Source organism: Spongiactinospora rosea, assembly GCF_003315795.1.
Classification (GTDB): domain Bacteria; phylum Actinomycetota; class Actinomycetes; order Streptosporangiales; family Streptosporangiaceae; genus Spongiactinospora; species Spongiactinospora rosea.
In genome coordinates, this window is record NZ_QMEY01000038.1 from 23,560 (window position 1) to 36,652 (window position 13,093).

Genomic DNA, 13,093 nt, shown 5'->3' on the forward strand with positions numbered 1-13,093 from the left:
CGCGTTGCGGGCGCGATCCTTCAGGACCGCGCCGGCAGCAGGCGGCGGCCGGCCCGCACACCGAGGTGCCGGCCGTCCGTCACGGTGAGCCGCCCGGCCTGCGCCACCCAGGCGATGCCTTCGGGCGCGCCGGCCGGATCGTGGTAGTCGCCCGTGTCCCGTACCGTGACCGGGTCGAAGGCGACCAGGTCGGCGATCAGGCCCGGGGCGATCCTGCCCCGGTCCGGGACGCCGAACCACGCGGCGGGCAGCGCGGTCATCCGCCGGACGGCCTCGCCCAGCGTCAGCACTCCGGCCTCGCGCACGTAGCGGCCGAGGATCCGGGGGAAGGTGCCGTAGAGGCGCGGATGGGGGCGACCGGCGGTGCCCGGCGGGAGGCCGTCGCTGCCGATCATCGTGTGCGGGTGGGCGAGGGCGGCGCGTACGTCGTCCTCGTCCATCCAGAAGGTCACCGCCGACACCCGCAGCCTCTCTGAGACCAGCACGTGGATCAGCGCCTCGACGGGGTCGGCGCGAAGGTCCGCGGCGACCTCGGCGAGCGTGCGCCCGACGTGCGCGCCGCTCGCCGTGTCGGTGATCAGCATGGCGTCCCAGCCCGCCAGGGCCACGCGGTTCTCCCATCCGGGCGGGCCGTCGGCGAGGTCGCGGGCCAGCCGCCGGGCCGCGTCCGGCGCGCACAGCCGGGCGAGCACCGCGGGCGCGTCGCCCGCCAGGTAGGACGGCGGCAGCGCGGCGGTCAGCGACGTGGAGGAGGCCGCGTAGGGGTAGGCGTCCTGGCGTACCGGCAGGCCGCTCTCGCGGGCGCGGTCCAGCAGCGCGAGCGCGCGGCCGACGCCGCCGCGGTTGGACCGTCCGACCGACTTCAGGTGGGAGATCTGGGCGCGGCAGCCGGTGTCCGCGGCGACGCGCAGCGCCTCCTCGATGGCGGGGATCAGGTGCGCGCCCTCGGCGCGCAGGTGGGTGGCGTACACGCGGCCCGGGCCGAGCGCGGCGGCCAGCGCGATCAGCTCCTCGGTGCCCGCGTACGCGCCCGGCGGGTAGATCAGCCCGCTGGACAGGCCGAACGCGCCCGCCTCCAGCGCCTCCTCCAAGCATCGCCGCATCTCGGCCAGCTCGGCGGGCGCGGGCGGCCGGTCGGCGATGCCGAAGGCGGCCACGCGCAGCGTGCCGTGGCCGACCAGGGGGCAGTGGTTGGTGACGTAGCCCCCGGCGTCGGCGGCGGCGAGGAAGCCGGGGAACCCCGTCCAGGTGGGCTCCACCTGGGGGAACAGGCGTGAGACGTACTCGGTGTAGGTGGCGGCGTCGCCGCGCGGCGCGAGGCTGAAGCCGCAGTTGCCGACGATCTCGGTGGTGACGCCCTGGAGGATCTTCGTGGTGTCGTCGGCGGCCAGGAAGGGGGCGTTGTCGGCGTGCGAGTGCGCGTCGATGAAGCCGGGCGCGACGACCAGCCCGCTCGCGTCGATCTCCGGCACGCCCGAGAACGCCCCCGGCGGTCCCACCACGGCGATCCGCTCCCCGTCCACCAGGACGTCACCGGGCTCGGGCTCGCCGCCCCCGCCGTCGGCCACCAGGCCGCCGGTCACCGCGTATCGGCTCATCCGCTCATCCGGAGGCGGGCGGGAAGCCCAGTTCGGCGAGGGAGGTGGTGATGAGGGCGCGCAGCAGCGGGCCCGCCTCGGTTTCGTGTTCGCCGAGGACGGGGGTGCCCTCGGCGACGTGCCGGAGGTAGGCGTCGCGCCCGTGCGCGTACGGCAGGGCGGTGAGCGCCGCCGCCAGCACCGCTCTCGGGCCGGACCGCGCGACCGCCACCGCGTGGGTGCGCAGCACCAGTTCGTCGGGGAAGATGGCCCAGCCGCACTTGACCGCGACCTCATCGGGGGCGCAGCCGATCGCCGCCGCCACCGGGGCGGGCAGGCCGAAGTTCTGTTCGGTCTCCCGCATCCAGGTGAGCAGGGTCCCGGCGACCGGGTCGCCGCCGATCTCGGCCAGGGCGAGCGCGCCGTAGGCGGCGGCGACCTCTTCCGCGGTCACCTCCACGCCGCCGAACCAGTAGGGGTCGGCGGGCGAGGGCACCCAGGTCACGCCGGTACGCCGGGCCAGCAGATCGAGCACGGCGCGCGGCCCCGCCGAGAACCAGAGGTCCAGGGTGGTGGCGTTGTCCGAGACGCGCACGGCGGGCTCGGCGGCCGACCGCCAGCGGTCCGGGCCGATGCCGCCGGTGTCGCCGGAGAAGGACCCGGCGGTGAAGGAGGGGTGGGCGGCCCAGGCGTACAGCGGCTTGAGCAGGGAGGCGCAGCGCAGCCGGGCGGCGCCGTGGCGGGCGAAGACGGCGCGGGCGGGCGCGCCGCCGTACCCGAGGGTCAGCCCGGCGGCCTGCGCGCCCGCGCCGGGCGGCAGGTCACGGAACATCTCATGGAAGCTCATCGGCGGCTCACGTGTAGACGGCCAGCAGGAGCAGGTAAAGGCCGACGACCGGGATCATAACCAGCCAGCATGACAGCAGTTGCCACTTCAGCGAGTTGGATTCCGCCAATCCCATCTGACCGATCATGTCCGGGTTGGGGAACGGGCCGAGGCCGTCGGTCTGCGCGCTGGCCAGCAGCACGGTGGTCCAGGCGGCGGGGCTGATCCCGAGGGCGGCGGCGACCGGCCCGAAGACCTTGGCCAGCAGGACGGCCTGCGCCGCCGCCGCGCCCGCCACGCCGACCCAGCCGACCAGGGCGACCGCGACGGCGAACAGGTAGGGTCCGAGGGCCGACAGCCCGGGGCCGAACTGCGCCACGATGGCGTCGTAGGGCTTCATCGAGTCGATCAGCTTGAACAGGATGGCCAGCAGCCAGAACAGGAAGAAGATGCCGAGCAGCCGGGAGGCCCCGGTGTAGAGCGCGTCCATGATCTTGCTCGGCGCCGTCCAGGAGGCCAGGCCCACCACGGCCATCAGCAACACCATGGCGATCGGCACGAACGTCGCGCCCGCCTTGGTCCAGGCGGCGAAGACGACCAGCACGAGGAAGGTCGCGAGGAACGCGGCGGTGGCCCGCTTGACCGCGGGGGTGGGGGTGGCCCGCTCGGGGTGCGCGGCGCGTTCGGGCGGGTAGGCGAACCGGCCCTCGGTGCGGCGCTGGTTCCACGACACAACGAGGAAGCCGGCCAGCCAGATCATCAGCGCGACCGGGCCGCCCGCCGTCAGGACGTACTGTCCCCAGCTCACCCCCGCGGACTGGAAGACCGCGATGGTGGCGGGCGCGAACGGGCTGAGGATCAGCCCGGCCAGGCCGCTGAAGAAGAACATGGCCGCGGTGGCGGGCGGGGTGTAGCCGACCACCGCCGCGATCGGGATGATGATGGGCGCGACGATCGCCACCGAGCCCGCCAGCGTGCCGAGCGAGAAGGCCAGTACCGTGCAGGCCAGCATCACGCCGACGCGGACGCGTACGCGGGTGTCCACGCCGATCTTGTCGACGATGCCCATCACCATGTAGTCGGCGACGCCCGCGCGGCGGATGACCTCGCCGAGGCCCGCGCCGAGCATGATGATGACGCCGAGCAGCGTGACGAAGTCGCCCAGCGATTCGAGCAGCAGGGCGCCGAGCTCCAGCGGCGGGACGCGGGCCAGGATGATGCCGCAGATGATCGCGGCCAGCGTGGCGAGCACCATGTCGACGCCGAACAGCGCCAGGAACGCGTAGACCACGACGGGGACGAGGCCCCACAGGCCGGGCTCGGGCGCCCAGACCGTGACCGAAATGCTGACCAGGAGCGCAACCACGAGGAGCACCGAAGCGGCGGCACGCTGCCGCCCCGACATCTCGATCCGATATATGTTCGCAGGTGACGAGGGTTCCGCCGACATGCCTGGTCCCTTCACAGATTCGTGCACAGCGTAACCAGCCGGTACCGGTCTGCCAATATCGGGCGACCGAATTTACCTATGCGGCCGAATCGGACTCTGCCCGATGGACCACTGGGTGTGGCCCTGATTGGACCTGTTCGGCGGCACGCCCGCTCGGCATGGTGTATCCATTGCCCGACTCCCATCCGAATACGGCAAGGAATCCATGTACATCCAGCACAGCCCGGCCCTCTGGGCGGACCACCCCGAACTCGTCGCCGGCGTGGTGCACGCCGCGGGCATCGAGCCCGGCGTGTCCGTCGCCGCGCGGGCCGAGCCCTTCTACGCCACCGCGCGCGGGCGGCTGTCGGCCGGACCGGAGAGCGAGTTCCCGGAGATCCAGGCGTGGCGGCGCACGTTCGCGCGGATGGGGCTCAAGCCCACGCAGTACCGGTGCGCCTCGGAGTCGCTGCTGCGCCGCTTCCGCAAGGAGGGGGCGCTGCCGCGGATCCACCCGCTGATCGACCTGTGCAACGCGGTGTCGCTGGCCTTCGCGATCCCGGTGGCGGCGCTGGACCTGACGCGGGTGGCGGGCGGGCTCGAAGTGCGCCCGGCGACGGGCGAGGAGGAGTACGAGACCTTCGGCGGCGACACCGAACACCCCGCACCGGGCGAGGTGACCTTCGTGGACGAGGCGGGGCGGGCCCACGCCAGGCGCTGGACCAACCGGCAGAGCGGCCTTTCGGCGGTGCGCGACGCGACGACCTCGGTACTGATCATCGCCGAGGCCACGCACGAGACCGCGTCCGCCGACGTGCCGCGGCTGATCGACGCCCTGGCCGCCGAACTTCGCGCGCTGTGGCCGGTCAGCCCCGCCACGGCCGTGCTCTCCCGGCACTCGCCGCGCTTCACGATGCCCGCGCCGGAGCAGGCGCTCAGGCGCTGATCTCCTCGATCAGCTCCTCAAGGAACAGGGGGGCGCGGGACAGCACCTCCGCGGTGTAATCGTCGAACACGGCCAGCGCCTCGCGCACGGCGGCGGTGGAGTGGGCGGGCAGGTCGAGCAGCACCCGCTCCTCGACCGACACCTCACCGCCCACCCGGAAGCCGTCGTCACCGGCGGCCAGGGTGACGGCGAAGCGGACCATCCGCCCGTCGGGCAGCACGAAGTCGGTGCCGACGACCGCGCGGGCGGGATCGAGCCGGGAGAGCGGCTCACGCCGGATGAAGGGGTGCCGCAACTTCGCGAACCCCTCCGCCGCGCGGCACAACGCGGCGAGCAGATCGGCCGCCGCCCGGCTCTCGCTGTCCACCAATAGAGGGTAGATCACTTTCCCCCCGCCCGTCAGCCCCGCAAGCAGCACCAGCGGGTGTGGTGGGGTGAGGGCCGGTAGGGTGGCGGGGGCCGCCGTCCGCGCGGCGGGAGGCGGCGGGCCCGGGAGCGGTGGCGTTCGTCCGGGCGTGGCCACGACGACCCCTGATCCGGAGCATCCATGACGCACCCGCAGCCAGACGTCCTGCCCATGGCCAACCCGATCCGCCCCTACGCGTGGGGATCGCGGGTCGCGCTCGCCGCGTTGCAGGGCCGTGCGCCCGCCGCCGGGCCGGAGGCGGAGCTGTGGATGGGGGCCCACCCCGGCGCGCCCTCGGTGCTGGAGACGCCGGGCGGGCGGGTGCCGCTCGGGGAGTTCATCGCGGCCGACCCGAGCCGGGCGCTCGGCGAGCCGGCGCTGGCGGCGTTCGGGCCGCGGCTGCCGTACCTGCTGAAGGTCCTCGCCGCCGAGGAGCCGCTGTCGCTTCAGGTCCACCCCACGCCTGAGCAGGCGGCCGAGGGTCACGCGGCCGAGGAGCGGGCCGGGACACCGGCCGACGCGCCGGACCGCAACTACCGCGACCCCTACGCCAAGCCCGAGCTGCTGTGCGCGCTGGAGCCGTTCGAGGCGCTGTGCGGGTTCCGCGACCCGGCCGATTCGGCCGCGCTGCTCGACGGGCTCGGCGTGCCCGCGCTCGCGCCCTACGCTGCGGCGCTGCGCCGCGGTGAGATCCACGAGGTGGTCTCCGGCCTGCTCACGCTGCCCGCCGAGGGCAGGGCGGAGCTGGTCGGCGCGGTGGCGGCGGCCTGCGCCGCCGATCCCGGCCTGGCCTGGGCCGCCGATCTCGCCGGTCACTATCCGGGCGACCCGGGCGTGGTGATCGCGCTGCTCATGCACCGGCTGACGCTGGCCCCGGGCGAGGCGCTGTACGTGCCCGCCGGGCAGCCGCACAGCTATCTGCGCGGGGTGGGCGTGGAGGTGATGAGCGCGTCGGACAACGTGCTGCGCGGTGGCCTGACCGGCAAGCACATCGACATCCCCGAGCTGCTGCGCATCCTGTCCCCGGTGGCGGGCGACCCGGTCGTGGTGCGGCCGGTGCGGCAGGGCGCCGAGCAGGTCTACGTGACCCCGGCACGGGAGTTCCGGCTGTCCAGGATCGATGTGGAAGGCGAGGTGGAACTGCCCGCGGCGGGCCCGTCGATTCTGCTCACAGTAAGTGGAGATGTCACGGTTTATGACAATGAGGTACCGGAAGGCGGCGAATCGCGGCAGAATGGGCCACGGCCCGGCCCGCCCGGGCTCGGCCTCGCGCCGGGCGCTTCGGTGTTCGTCACCGCGGCCTCCGGGCCGATCCGCCTTTCGGGTAGCGGCTCGGCGTTCCGTGCCTCCGTCCCCGCCTGAAAGAGGTACGCATTTGCGCAGGTCGCAGAGATCCGGCAGTTTTCTGTACACCAGGGACCGCAAATCCACCTAAAATCCGCCGATGTGAACCAATCTCCCGAGAGGTTGCCGACGCGCGAGCGGACGCCGCGGCCGGTGACGGGTCGGCACCGCCGCCCTGTGCCCGCCCAGCTTCCGTCGCACGCCCCCGCGCTGGTCCTCGCCGTGCCAGGTTCGGGCGACGAGGTGTCCGCCGAGGTGGCCGGGGCCCTCTCCGTGGAGAATCCGCATGTCGACGTCCGGCTGGCGCATCTGGACGACGGCGCCGAATGCGTGGCCAAGCAGCTCGCCGAGCTGGCCACCGGACGGCCCGCGGATGCGACGGCGGCCGTGGTGGTCCCGCTGGTGACCGGCCCCTATCCGCGCGTGTTCCACATCATCCGCGAGGCCGTCGCGCAGAGCGGCGTCAACGTGATCGTCACCGACCCGCTGGGCCCGCATCCCATGCTCGCCGAGGCCCTGCACGTACGGCTGGCCGACAAGGGCCTGGCCAGGGCCGACCGGATGCGCCTGTTCAACATCGGGGCCCCGGTCGACGGGGTGATCGTGGCCACGGCGGGCGGCGGGGAGGCCGCGCGGGCCGCCGAGACGACCGCCGTGCTGCTGGCCGCGCGCCTCGCCGTCCCGGTGGTGGCGGCCTCCAGCGACGCCGCGCCGAGCATCGGCGACGCCAGCGAGCGGCTGCACCGGATCGGCGCCTCCAAGCTGGCCGTCGCGCCGTACGTGATCGGCCCGGAGGGCGACCTGGGCAAGGTCGCCGCGGCGGCCGAGGCGATCGGCGCCGGGTACAGCGACGCCATCGGGGCGCACACCGCCGTGGTCCAGCTCGTGGCGGGCCTGTACGGCGGCTGCCTGGACGAAATCTGAGCGACCGCGTACGGCACCCGGCCCCTACAGCCGCACCGCGAACACGCTGCGCCTGCCGCGGAACTCCGTCACGCTCCACAGCGTGCCCTGCTCCCGCCAGCAGGTGAGGTCCTCCGGGCCGACCGGGTAGGAGCGGGCCGCGGGCTTCTCGCCCTCCGGGACCACGATCAGCGAGCCGTTGCCCGAGCCGCCGCGTCCCCGGCTGAAGTACCAGGTGCCCTCGTGCGACACCGCGCCCTGGATCTCGCCGTCCGGCGCGGTGTAGGCGTCGATCGGCACGGCCGCGCCGTCGGTTTCGGTGAGCGCCGCCCCGTCGAGCGCCCACCGCGCCACCCGCCCGGTGCGGCCCTTCTCCTTGACGTACTCCCCGGACAGCAGCAGGTCGCGCTCGCCGCCACGATCGACGGCCAGGTAGGAGAACCGGGCCGCGCCCTCGTCGACCGCCCACGCGTCCACCTGCGGCAGGATGTAGCGGTAGCCGAAGGCGTGCGGCTCGCCGCCGTGCCTGCCGATCTTCTCCGGGTCGCCGGTGTCGTCGCGGCCGGTCTTCATGTCCAGGAACCGCGCCAGGTCGAAGACCCGCAGGCCGTGCGCGGTGTCGGCGACGAACAGGTGCCCGGCGTACCACGCGATGCCGCCCGCGTGGACGGGCACCGGCCCGAAGGAGCCGTCGGGCTCGGCCGTCACCAGCAGGACGTGCCGGTAGCGCAGCGAGCCCGGGTCCAGGAAGCTCACCCGCGCGCCGCGCTCACCCGAGGCGGGCCGCCAGTACCAGCTCACCGCGAACGCCGGGCTGTCGTATCCGCCGTCGGAGGCGCAGGTCACCCCCTGCGGATACCAGTCGTCGGTGTCGTCGTCGGCGGCGTCGAAGGTGTACCAGTCGGCCGGTCCGGGTTTCATCCCGGCGAACGCCCCGGTGCGCGCCTTCCTGGCGGCCTTGCGGTTCGCGCCGCCGAGGACCGCCGCCAGTTCGGCGCGGTCCAGGTCGCGTTCGAGCGCGGCGGCCCCCTCGGCGAGCCCGCCCGTGGCACGCCGCAGCGTGAACGGCGCGGGATCGACCGATCTCATCCCCGTGGTCATGTGATGCCCTTCCGTTACCAACGGCTTTACCCCGATGGCGGGCATGATTCCATGGGATGAGAAACTCCTCATCTTGACATGTCAGGCCATGTGTGGACCGGGGCGTCCGTGAAGGCCAAATCACGATAACGGGCGATCATCCGCTCCCACGCGTCCGGCCGGTCCCGCAGCGCGGCCATGGCCCGCCGCTGCCACGCGGCCCCGGTGCGGCGCAGCCGGATCCGCTCGCGGACGATCCCGAGCGCCGTCTCCGCCTCCGCCGCGTCCACGCCCGCCTTCTCCAGCCCTTCCTGCGCCGGCGGCAGCAGCCCCAGAGCGAGATCGGCGGCGCGCGTCTCGCCGTCCCTGCCCGGCCAGGCCATGGGGGCGTCCAGGCCGAGCGTGGCGGCGCGGTAGAAGTTGCGGTAGGCGTCGCCGAACGGCATCGTGCCGGTCCAACCGGGCCGCTCGGCCATCGCCAGCACCAGCCCCACCAGGAAGGCCGCGTTGGCGGCCATGTCGGCGGCGGTGGGCCCGGCGGGCAGCGCCCGCATCTCCACCCGCAGGTGCCCGCCGTCGGCCGGGTCGTACACCGGCCGGTTCCACTGCCACACCGTGCCCTGGTGCATGCGCAGTTCGCTGAGCTGGGGCAGGCCGCCGTCGCGGACCACGGCCAAGGGGTCCGCCTCCTCGCCGAGCGCGGGCACCAGCGGCTCATAGTCACGGACATAGCGGGCGAACAGCTCCTCCGCGCCGCCCTTCAGCCATTCCGAGCCGAACGCCACCCGGCCGTCCCTGCGCCAGCGCCGCTCGATGTCGCGGTCGTCGGCCGACTCCTCGAACAGCGCGATCCTGGTCTCCTCCCACAGCTCCCTGCCCAGGAAGAACGGCGAGTTGCCGGAGACGGCGAGCACCGGGGCCACGGCGAGCTGCGCGGCGTTGTAGACCTGGTCGAACTCGGCCGGTTCCGTGCGCACGTGGACCTGCCAGGAGGTGTTGGCGCTCTCCAGGATCACGTCCTCCACTTCGAGCTCCAGCCGCTGCGCGCCGTGGATGCGCACCCGGAAGGGCTCCAGGCGCAGCCGCCTGATGCCCCGGCTCAGCGCCCGGTAGCGGCGTTCGTCGCTCATCGACTCCCGGGTGAAGTCGGCCTCCGACAGCGTGGGCAGGATGCCGATGGCCACCACTCCCCCGCCCTGCCCGGCGGCGGCCCGGTCCACGGCGGCGACGGTCTGGCGGATCTCGGCGTCCAGTGCGGCGAACGGGCGGCCCGCCAGTGGCACCGGGGTCAGGTTCACCTCCAGGTTGAACCGGCCCAGCTCCAGCACGACGCGCTCATCGCCGAGCGCCGTGCGCACCTCCTCGTTGCGTGGCAGGGCCCGGCCGTCCGGCCCCACCAGGAACAGCTCCAGCTCCGCGCCGACGCTGCGCGGCCCCCGGCCGAAGCCCGGCCTGGCCAGCAGTTCGCGCAACGCGGTCAGTGATGACGAGAGCCGTTCGCCGAACTCGGCGAACTCCCGCTCGGCGAAGCGCTCCCTGTCGACGTCCTTCCCCATCCACCCGGCTCCTCAAGGTCGGCGTTGCGGCACCTCCCCTTCTGTCCATACCGGGCGATTCCACACATCAGGTCAGGGCGCGTACCGCCAGGCCGGTGCCCCAGCGGGCGATCGCCTCGTCGTCGGCGAAGGCCAGGGCGCGCAGCATGTTCCCGCCGTCGCTGGCGGCCACGGCGCGGCGCAGCCGGTGCCGCATCCGCTCGGGCAGCTCGGCCGTACCGGCCTCCACGGTGTCGCCGTAGAAGGGCGCGAAGGCCACGCCGGCGAACCCGGTACGGCGCAGCAGCGTCGGCATGGTGAGCGAGGAGTAGAACATCAGGTGGTTCCTGGTGAACCCGCTCCAGGCCGGGCCGTGCGCCTTGAGCAGCAGCGAGCGGGCGTTCACGGTGAGGACGAGCAGCACGCCGCCGGGGGCGAGCAGCCGGCGCAGCCGGGCGAAGTCGTCCAGCGGGCGCGGCAGGTGCGCGAGCACCGACCACAGGGTGATCACGTCGAAGCCGCCCGCGGCGATCTCCGGAACGTCCTCGGGGGCCCCGTGGTAGGCGGTGGCGGCGGACAGCCGCGCGTTGGCCTGCTCGACCGAGTCGGGCGACAGGTCCACGCCGTAGGCGTCGAAGCCCAGTTCCTCGGCGAGTTCCAGGAACAGCCCGGCGCCGCAGCCGAAGTCCAGCAGCCGGCGTTTGGCTCCGTCGGCGAGGATGTCGCCGAAGGCGTCCATGGTCAGGCGGTACCGAAGCCGCCGCCCGGCCGCGTAGTCGCCGGTCAGGAAGCCGCTGTAGCCGCTGGCGTACAGGTCGCCGAGGCGTTCGGGGCGCACGTTGGGGTTGCGGTAGAGGAAGCCGCACGAGGGGCAGCGCACGACGCGGTACGTCCACGACTCCTGGCCGTCCTGCCGGGGCCCGACGGGCGTGAACAGCGGCTGCTGGCGGGACTCGCCGCACATGTGGCAGGTGATGAACTCCTCGATCTCGCCGAGCGGCACCCGCGAGCGGTACGCGTCCAGGGAGATGATCGGGGACCTGCGCAGCAGCAGGCTCCACTGGATCTCTCTGGCATATCTCTCGCCCGGCCGGACATAGACCCGCTGACCCCAGGGAACACTGTCGAAACGGGAACCATAGGCGATCCGGGCGATCGTTCGTTTTGCTGACGCCATCGCGGCACCTCGTGCTATTGCTGTGCGCTCACTGATACATGGCATCACTACCGCCACTAGCCTGCCACGACTCCCAAAAAGTATTTTGCGGCTTCATACCGTAAACCAGCCCCTGCTGTTTTCGGCGCGTCACCATGTGTCCGCTGTACGGACCGTTAGGGTGGTGATGTCCCCCGAAGTCAGCGTGTGTTGGGGGGCGCCATGAAGTGGGCAGGTCCGATCGTCGCCGTAGGCGTCCTGGCGGCCGCCACCGGATGCGCCGGGCAGCGCGGGGACGTCGCGCTCGGGTCCGACGGACCGGTCTCCGGGCTGGAATGGACGGCCTGCGCCATCGGCCCCACCACGAGCGGCGACGAGACCGCCGCCCCCGCGCCGACGTCGGGCGCCAAGGCCGAATGCGCCCGCCTGAAGGTCCCGCTCGACTACGCCAAGCCGGGCGGCGACACGATCGAGCTGGCCCTGATCAAGATCCCCGCGACCGGCCCCGGCGACCGGCTGGGCTCCCTGGTGTTCAACTTCGGCGGTCCCGGCGGCTCGGGCGTGGAGACGCTGGCCCAGGCCGCGCCCCGGTTCAAGAACCTGAACACCCGCTATGACCTGATCGGCTTCGACCCCCGGGGGGTCGGGCTGAGCGCCCCGGTCAAGTGCCTGGAGGACGCGCGGATCGACGCGGTGCAGCAGACGGAGTCCACCCCGGACACCCCCACCGAGGTCGCCGCCTTCGAGCGCGAGCAGAGCGCCCTGGTGGCGGCCTGCCAGCGGCGCTCGGGCAGGCTGCTGCCGCATGTGGGCACCGTGAACGCCGCCCGCGACATGGACCGCCTGCGGATCGCGCTGGGCAGCCGCAAGCTCGACTACTTCGGCATCTCCTACGGCACCGAGCTGGGTGCCGTCTACGCGCACAACTTCCCGCGCAACGTCGGCCGGATGGTGCTGGACGGCGCGGTGGACACCAAGATCGACAAGACGTCGCTCGGCCTCCAGCAGGCCGCCGCCTTCCAGCGCGCCCTCACCAGCTACGCGACCGACTGCGCCAAGGACGGCCCGCAGCTCTGCCCGCCGAGCCGGGCGGCCGGCTCCCAGGGCGCGAAGTCCGCCGACCAGATCGTCGCCGACGTAGGCGCCCTGCTGGACCGCCTGGACGAGCACCCGATGCGCACCGGCCTCGGCCGCGAACTCAGCCAGTCGCTCGGCATGACCGGCGTCGCCACCGCCCTGTACTCACGGCAGTTGTGGCCCGCGCTCACCCAGGGCCTGGCCATGGCCGAACAGGGCGACGGCACGATCCTGCTCACCCTGGCCGACGCGCAGAACGGCCGTGACGACCAGGGCCACTTCTCCAATCTGATGGCCGCCAATACCGCCATCACCTGCGTCGACTCCGCCGAACGGCACACCGCGGCCGATGTGGAGAAGGCGATGCCGAAATTCCGCAACGCCTCATCCGTTTTCGGTGAGTCGATGGCGTGGGGAATCATGCAGTGCACCGGATGGCCGGTGCCGGGCGGTGAGTCGCCCGCGGAGGTCGCGGCCCCCGGCGCGCCGCCGATCCTGGTGCTCGGCAACACCGGCGACCCGGCCACTCCGTACGCCTGGGCGCCCGCCCTGGCCAGGGAACTCGGCACCGGCGTACTGGTCACCCTGCAAGGCGAGGGCCACGGCTCCTACGACTCCGGCGACACCTGCCTGCGCGGCGCCGTGGACGGCTTCCTGCTGGCCGGTGAGGTGCCCAAGGACGGCACCCGGTGCGGCTGAAACGGCATTCGGCGCGCTCCCCGATCCGCCGCGAATCCTGAAAGAGAAAGGCGGGCGCGCATGGCCGCTTTTCTTGGGGTGCCGGATCAGCCAGTATTAAAAGCCGGAAAGTAAC

At 73.1% G+C, this 13,093-nt stretch carries 11 protein-coding genes; 4 read left to right on the forward strand and 7 right to left on the reverse strand.

Going from position 1 to position 13,093, the window contains the following annotated elements; translation table 11 throughout:
• Positions 1-20: 20 nt before the first annotated feature.
• The 3 genes from DP939_RS42315 to DP939_RS42325 are packed head-to-tail and all read right to left on the reverse strand — an operon-like array spanning position 21 to position 3,778.
• Complete coding sequence (locus DP939_RS42315) at positions 21-1,598, reverse strand: N-acyl-D-amino-acid deacylase family protein (RefSeq protein ID WP_113986488.1); 1,578 nt, start codon at positions 1,596-1,598, stop codon at positions 21-23.
• Between the two features lie 4 nt (positions 1,599-1,602).
• Positions 1,603-2,424, reverse strand: coding sequence for a hypothetical protein (locus DP939_RS42320; protein ID WP_113986489.1), 822 nt, complete (start codon positions 2,422-2,424; stop codon positions 1,603-1,605).
• A gap of 7 nt (positions 2,425-2,431) precedes the next feature.
• Positions 2,432-3,778, reverse strand: coding sequence for a Na+/H+ antiporter NhaC family protein (locus DP939_RS42325; RefSeq protein ID WP_158578975.1), 1,347 nt, complete (start codon positions 3,776-3,778; stop codon positions 2,432-2,434).
• 280 nt (positions 3,779-4,058) lie between these two features.
• On the opposite strand from DP939_RS42325, the gene DP939_RS42330 reads away from it, so the two are divergent.
• Positions 4,059-4,778 carry a B3/B4 domain-containing protein gene (locus tag DP939_RS42330; protein ID WP_113986491.1) on the forward strand — a complete coding sequence of 240 codons (720 nt, stop codon included), beginning with the start codon at positions 4,059-4,061 and terminating at the stop codon, positions 4,776-4,778.
• Here DP939_RS42330 and DP939_RS42335 read toward each other — a convergent pair.
• The gene (locus DP939_RS42335) at positions 4,768-5,145 is read right to left on the reverse strand and encodes a hypothetical protein (protein WP_113986492.1); all 378 of its coding nucleotides are present in this window, start codon (positions 5,143-5,145) and stop codon (positions 4,768-4,770) included. The genes DP939_RS42330 and DP939_RS42335 overlap by 11 nt on opposite strands.
• A gap of 180 nt (positions 5,146-5,325) precedes the next feature.
• On the opposite strand from DP939_RS42335, the gene manA reads away from it, so the two are divergent.
• Positions 5,326-6,546 carry a mannose-6-phosphate isomerase, class I gene (manA, locus tag DP939_RS42340; RefSeq protein ID WP_113986493.1) on the forward strand — a complete coding sequence of 407 codons (1,221 nt, stop codon included), beginning with the start codon at positions 5,326-5,328 and terminating at the stop codon, positions 6,544-6,546.
• A gap of 84 nt (positions 6,547-6,630) precedes the next feature.
• Positions 6,631-7,452: a sirohydrochlorin chelatase gene (locus tag DP939_RS42345; protein WP_225878880.1), complete on the forward strand. Its 822-nt coding sequence runs from the start codon at positions 6,631-6,633 to the stop codon at positions 7,450-7,452.
• A 24-nt stretch (positions 7,453-7,476) separates the two neighbouring features.
• Here DP939_RS42345 and DP939_RS42350 read toward each other — a convergent pair whose 3' ends face one another.
• The 3 genes from DP939_RS42350 to DP939_RS42360 form a co-directional block, all read right to left on the reverse strand.
• The gene (locus DP939_RS42350) at positions 7,477-8,532 is read right to left on the reverse strand and encodes a hypothetical protein (protein WP_113986495.1); all 1,056 of its coding nucleotides are present in this window, start codon (positions 8,530-8,532) and stop codon (positions 7,477-7,479) included.
• A gap of 68 nt (positions 8,533-8,600) precedes the next feature.
• Complete coding sequence (locus DP939_RS42355; RefSeq protein ID WP_113986496.1) at positions 8,601-10,067, reverse strand: glutamate--cysteine ligase family protein; 1,467 nt, start codon at positions 10,065-10,067, stop codon at positions 8,601-8,603.
• Positions 10,068-10,134: 67 nt separating this feature from the next.
• On the reverse strand, positions 10,135-11,223 hold the full coding sequence (locus tag DP939_RS42360) for a class I SAM-dependent methyltransferase (RefSeq protein ID WP_158578976.1): 1,089 nt from the start codon (positions 11,221-11,223) through the stop codon (positions 10,135-10,137).
• Between the two features lie 201 nt (positions 11,224-11,424).
• Here DP939_RS42360 and DP939_RS42365 point away from each other — a divergent pair, with 201 nt between their 5' ends.
• Positions 11,425-12,978: an alpha/beta hydrolase gene (locus DP939_RS42365; protein ID WP_113986498.1), complete on the forward strand. Its 1,554-nt coding sequence runs from the start codon at positions 11,425-11,427 to the stop codon at positions 12,976-12,978.
• Positions 12,979-13,093: the final 115 nt, after the last annotated feature.

Coding starts and splice junctions, on each gene's coding strand:
- DP939_RS42315 (WP_113986488.1), bottom strand. CDS start 1,598: ATGAGCCGATACGCGGTGACCGGCGGCCTGGTGGCCGACGGCGGGGGC.
- DP939_RS42320 (WP_113986489.1), bottom strand. CDS start 2,424: ATGAGCTTCCATGAGATGTTCCGTGACCTGCCGCCCGGCGCGGGCGCG.
- DP939_RS42330 (WP_113986491.1), top strand. CDS start 4,059: ATGTACATCCAGCACAGCCCGGCCCTCTGGGCGGACCACCCCGAACTC.
- manA (WP_113986493.1), top strand. CDS start 5,326: ATGACGCACCCGCAGCCAGACGTCCTGCCCATGGCCAACCCGATCCGC.
- DP939_RS42350 (WP_113986495.1), bottom strand. CDS start 8,532: ATGACCACGGGGATGAGATCGGTCGATCCCGCGCCGTTCACGCTGCGG.
- DP939_RS42355 (WP_113986496.1), bottom strand. CDS start 10,067: ATGGGGAAGGACGTCGACAGGGAGCGCTTCGCCGAGCGGGAGTTCGCC.
- DP939_RS42360 (WP_158578976.1), bottom strand. CDS start 11,223: ATGGCGTCAGCAAAACGAACGATCGCCCGGATCGCCTATGGTTCCCGT.
- DP939_RS42365 (WP_113986498.1), top strand. CDS start 11,425: ATGAAGTGGGCAGGTCCGATCGTCGCCGTAGGCGTCCTGGCGGCCGCC.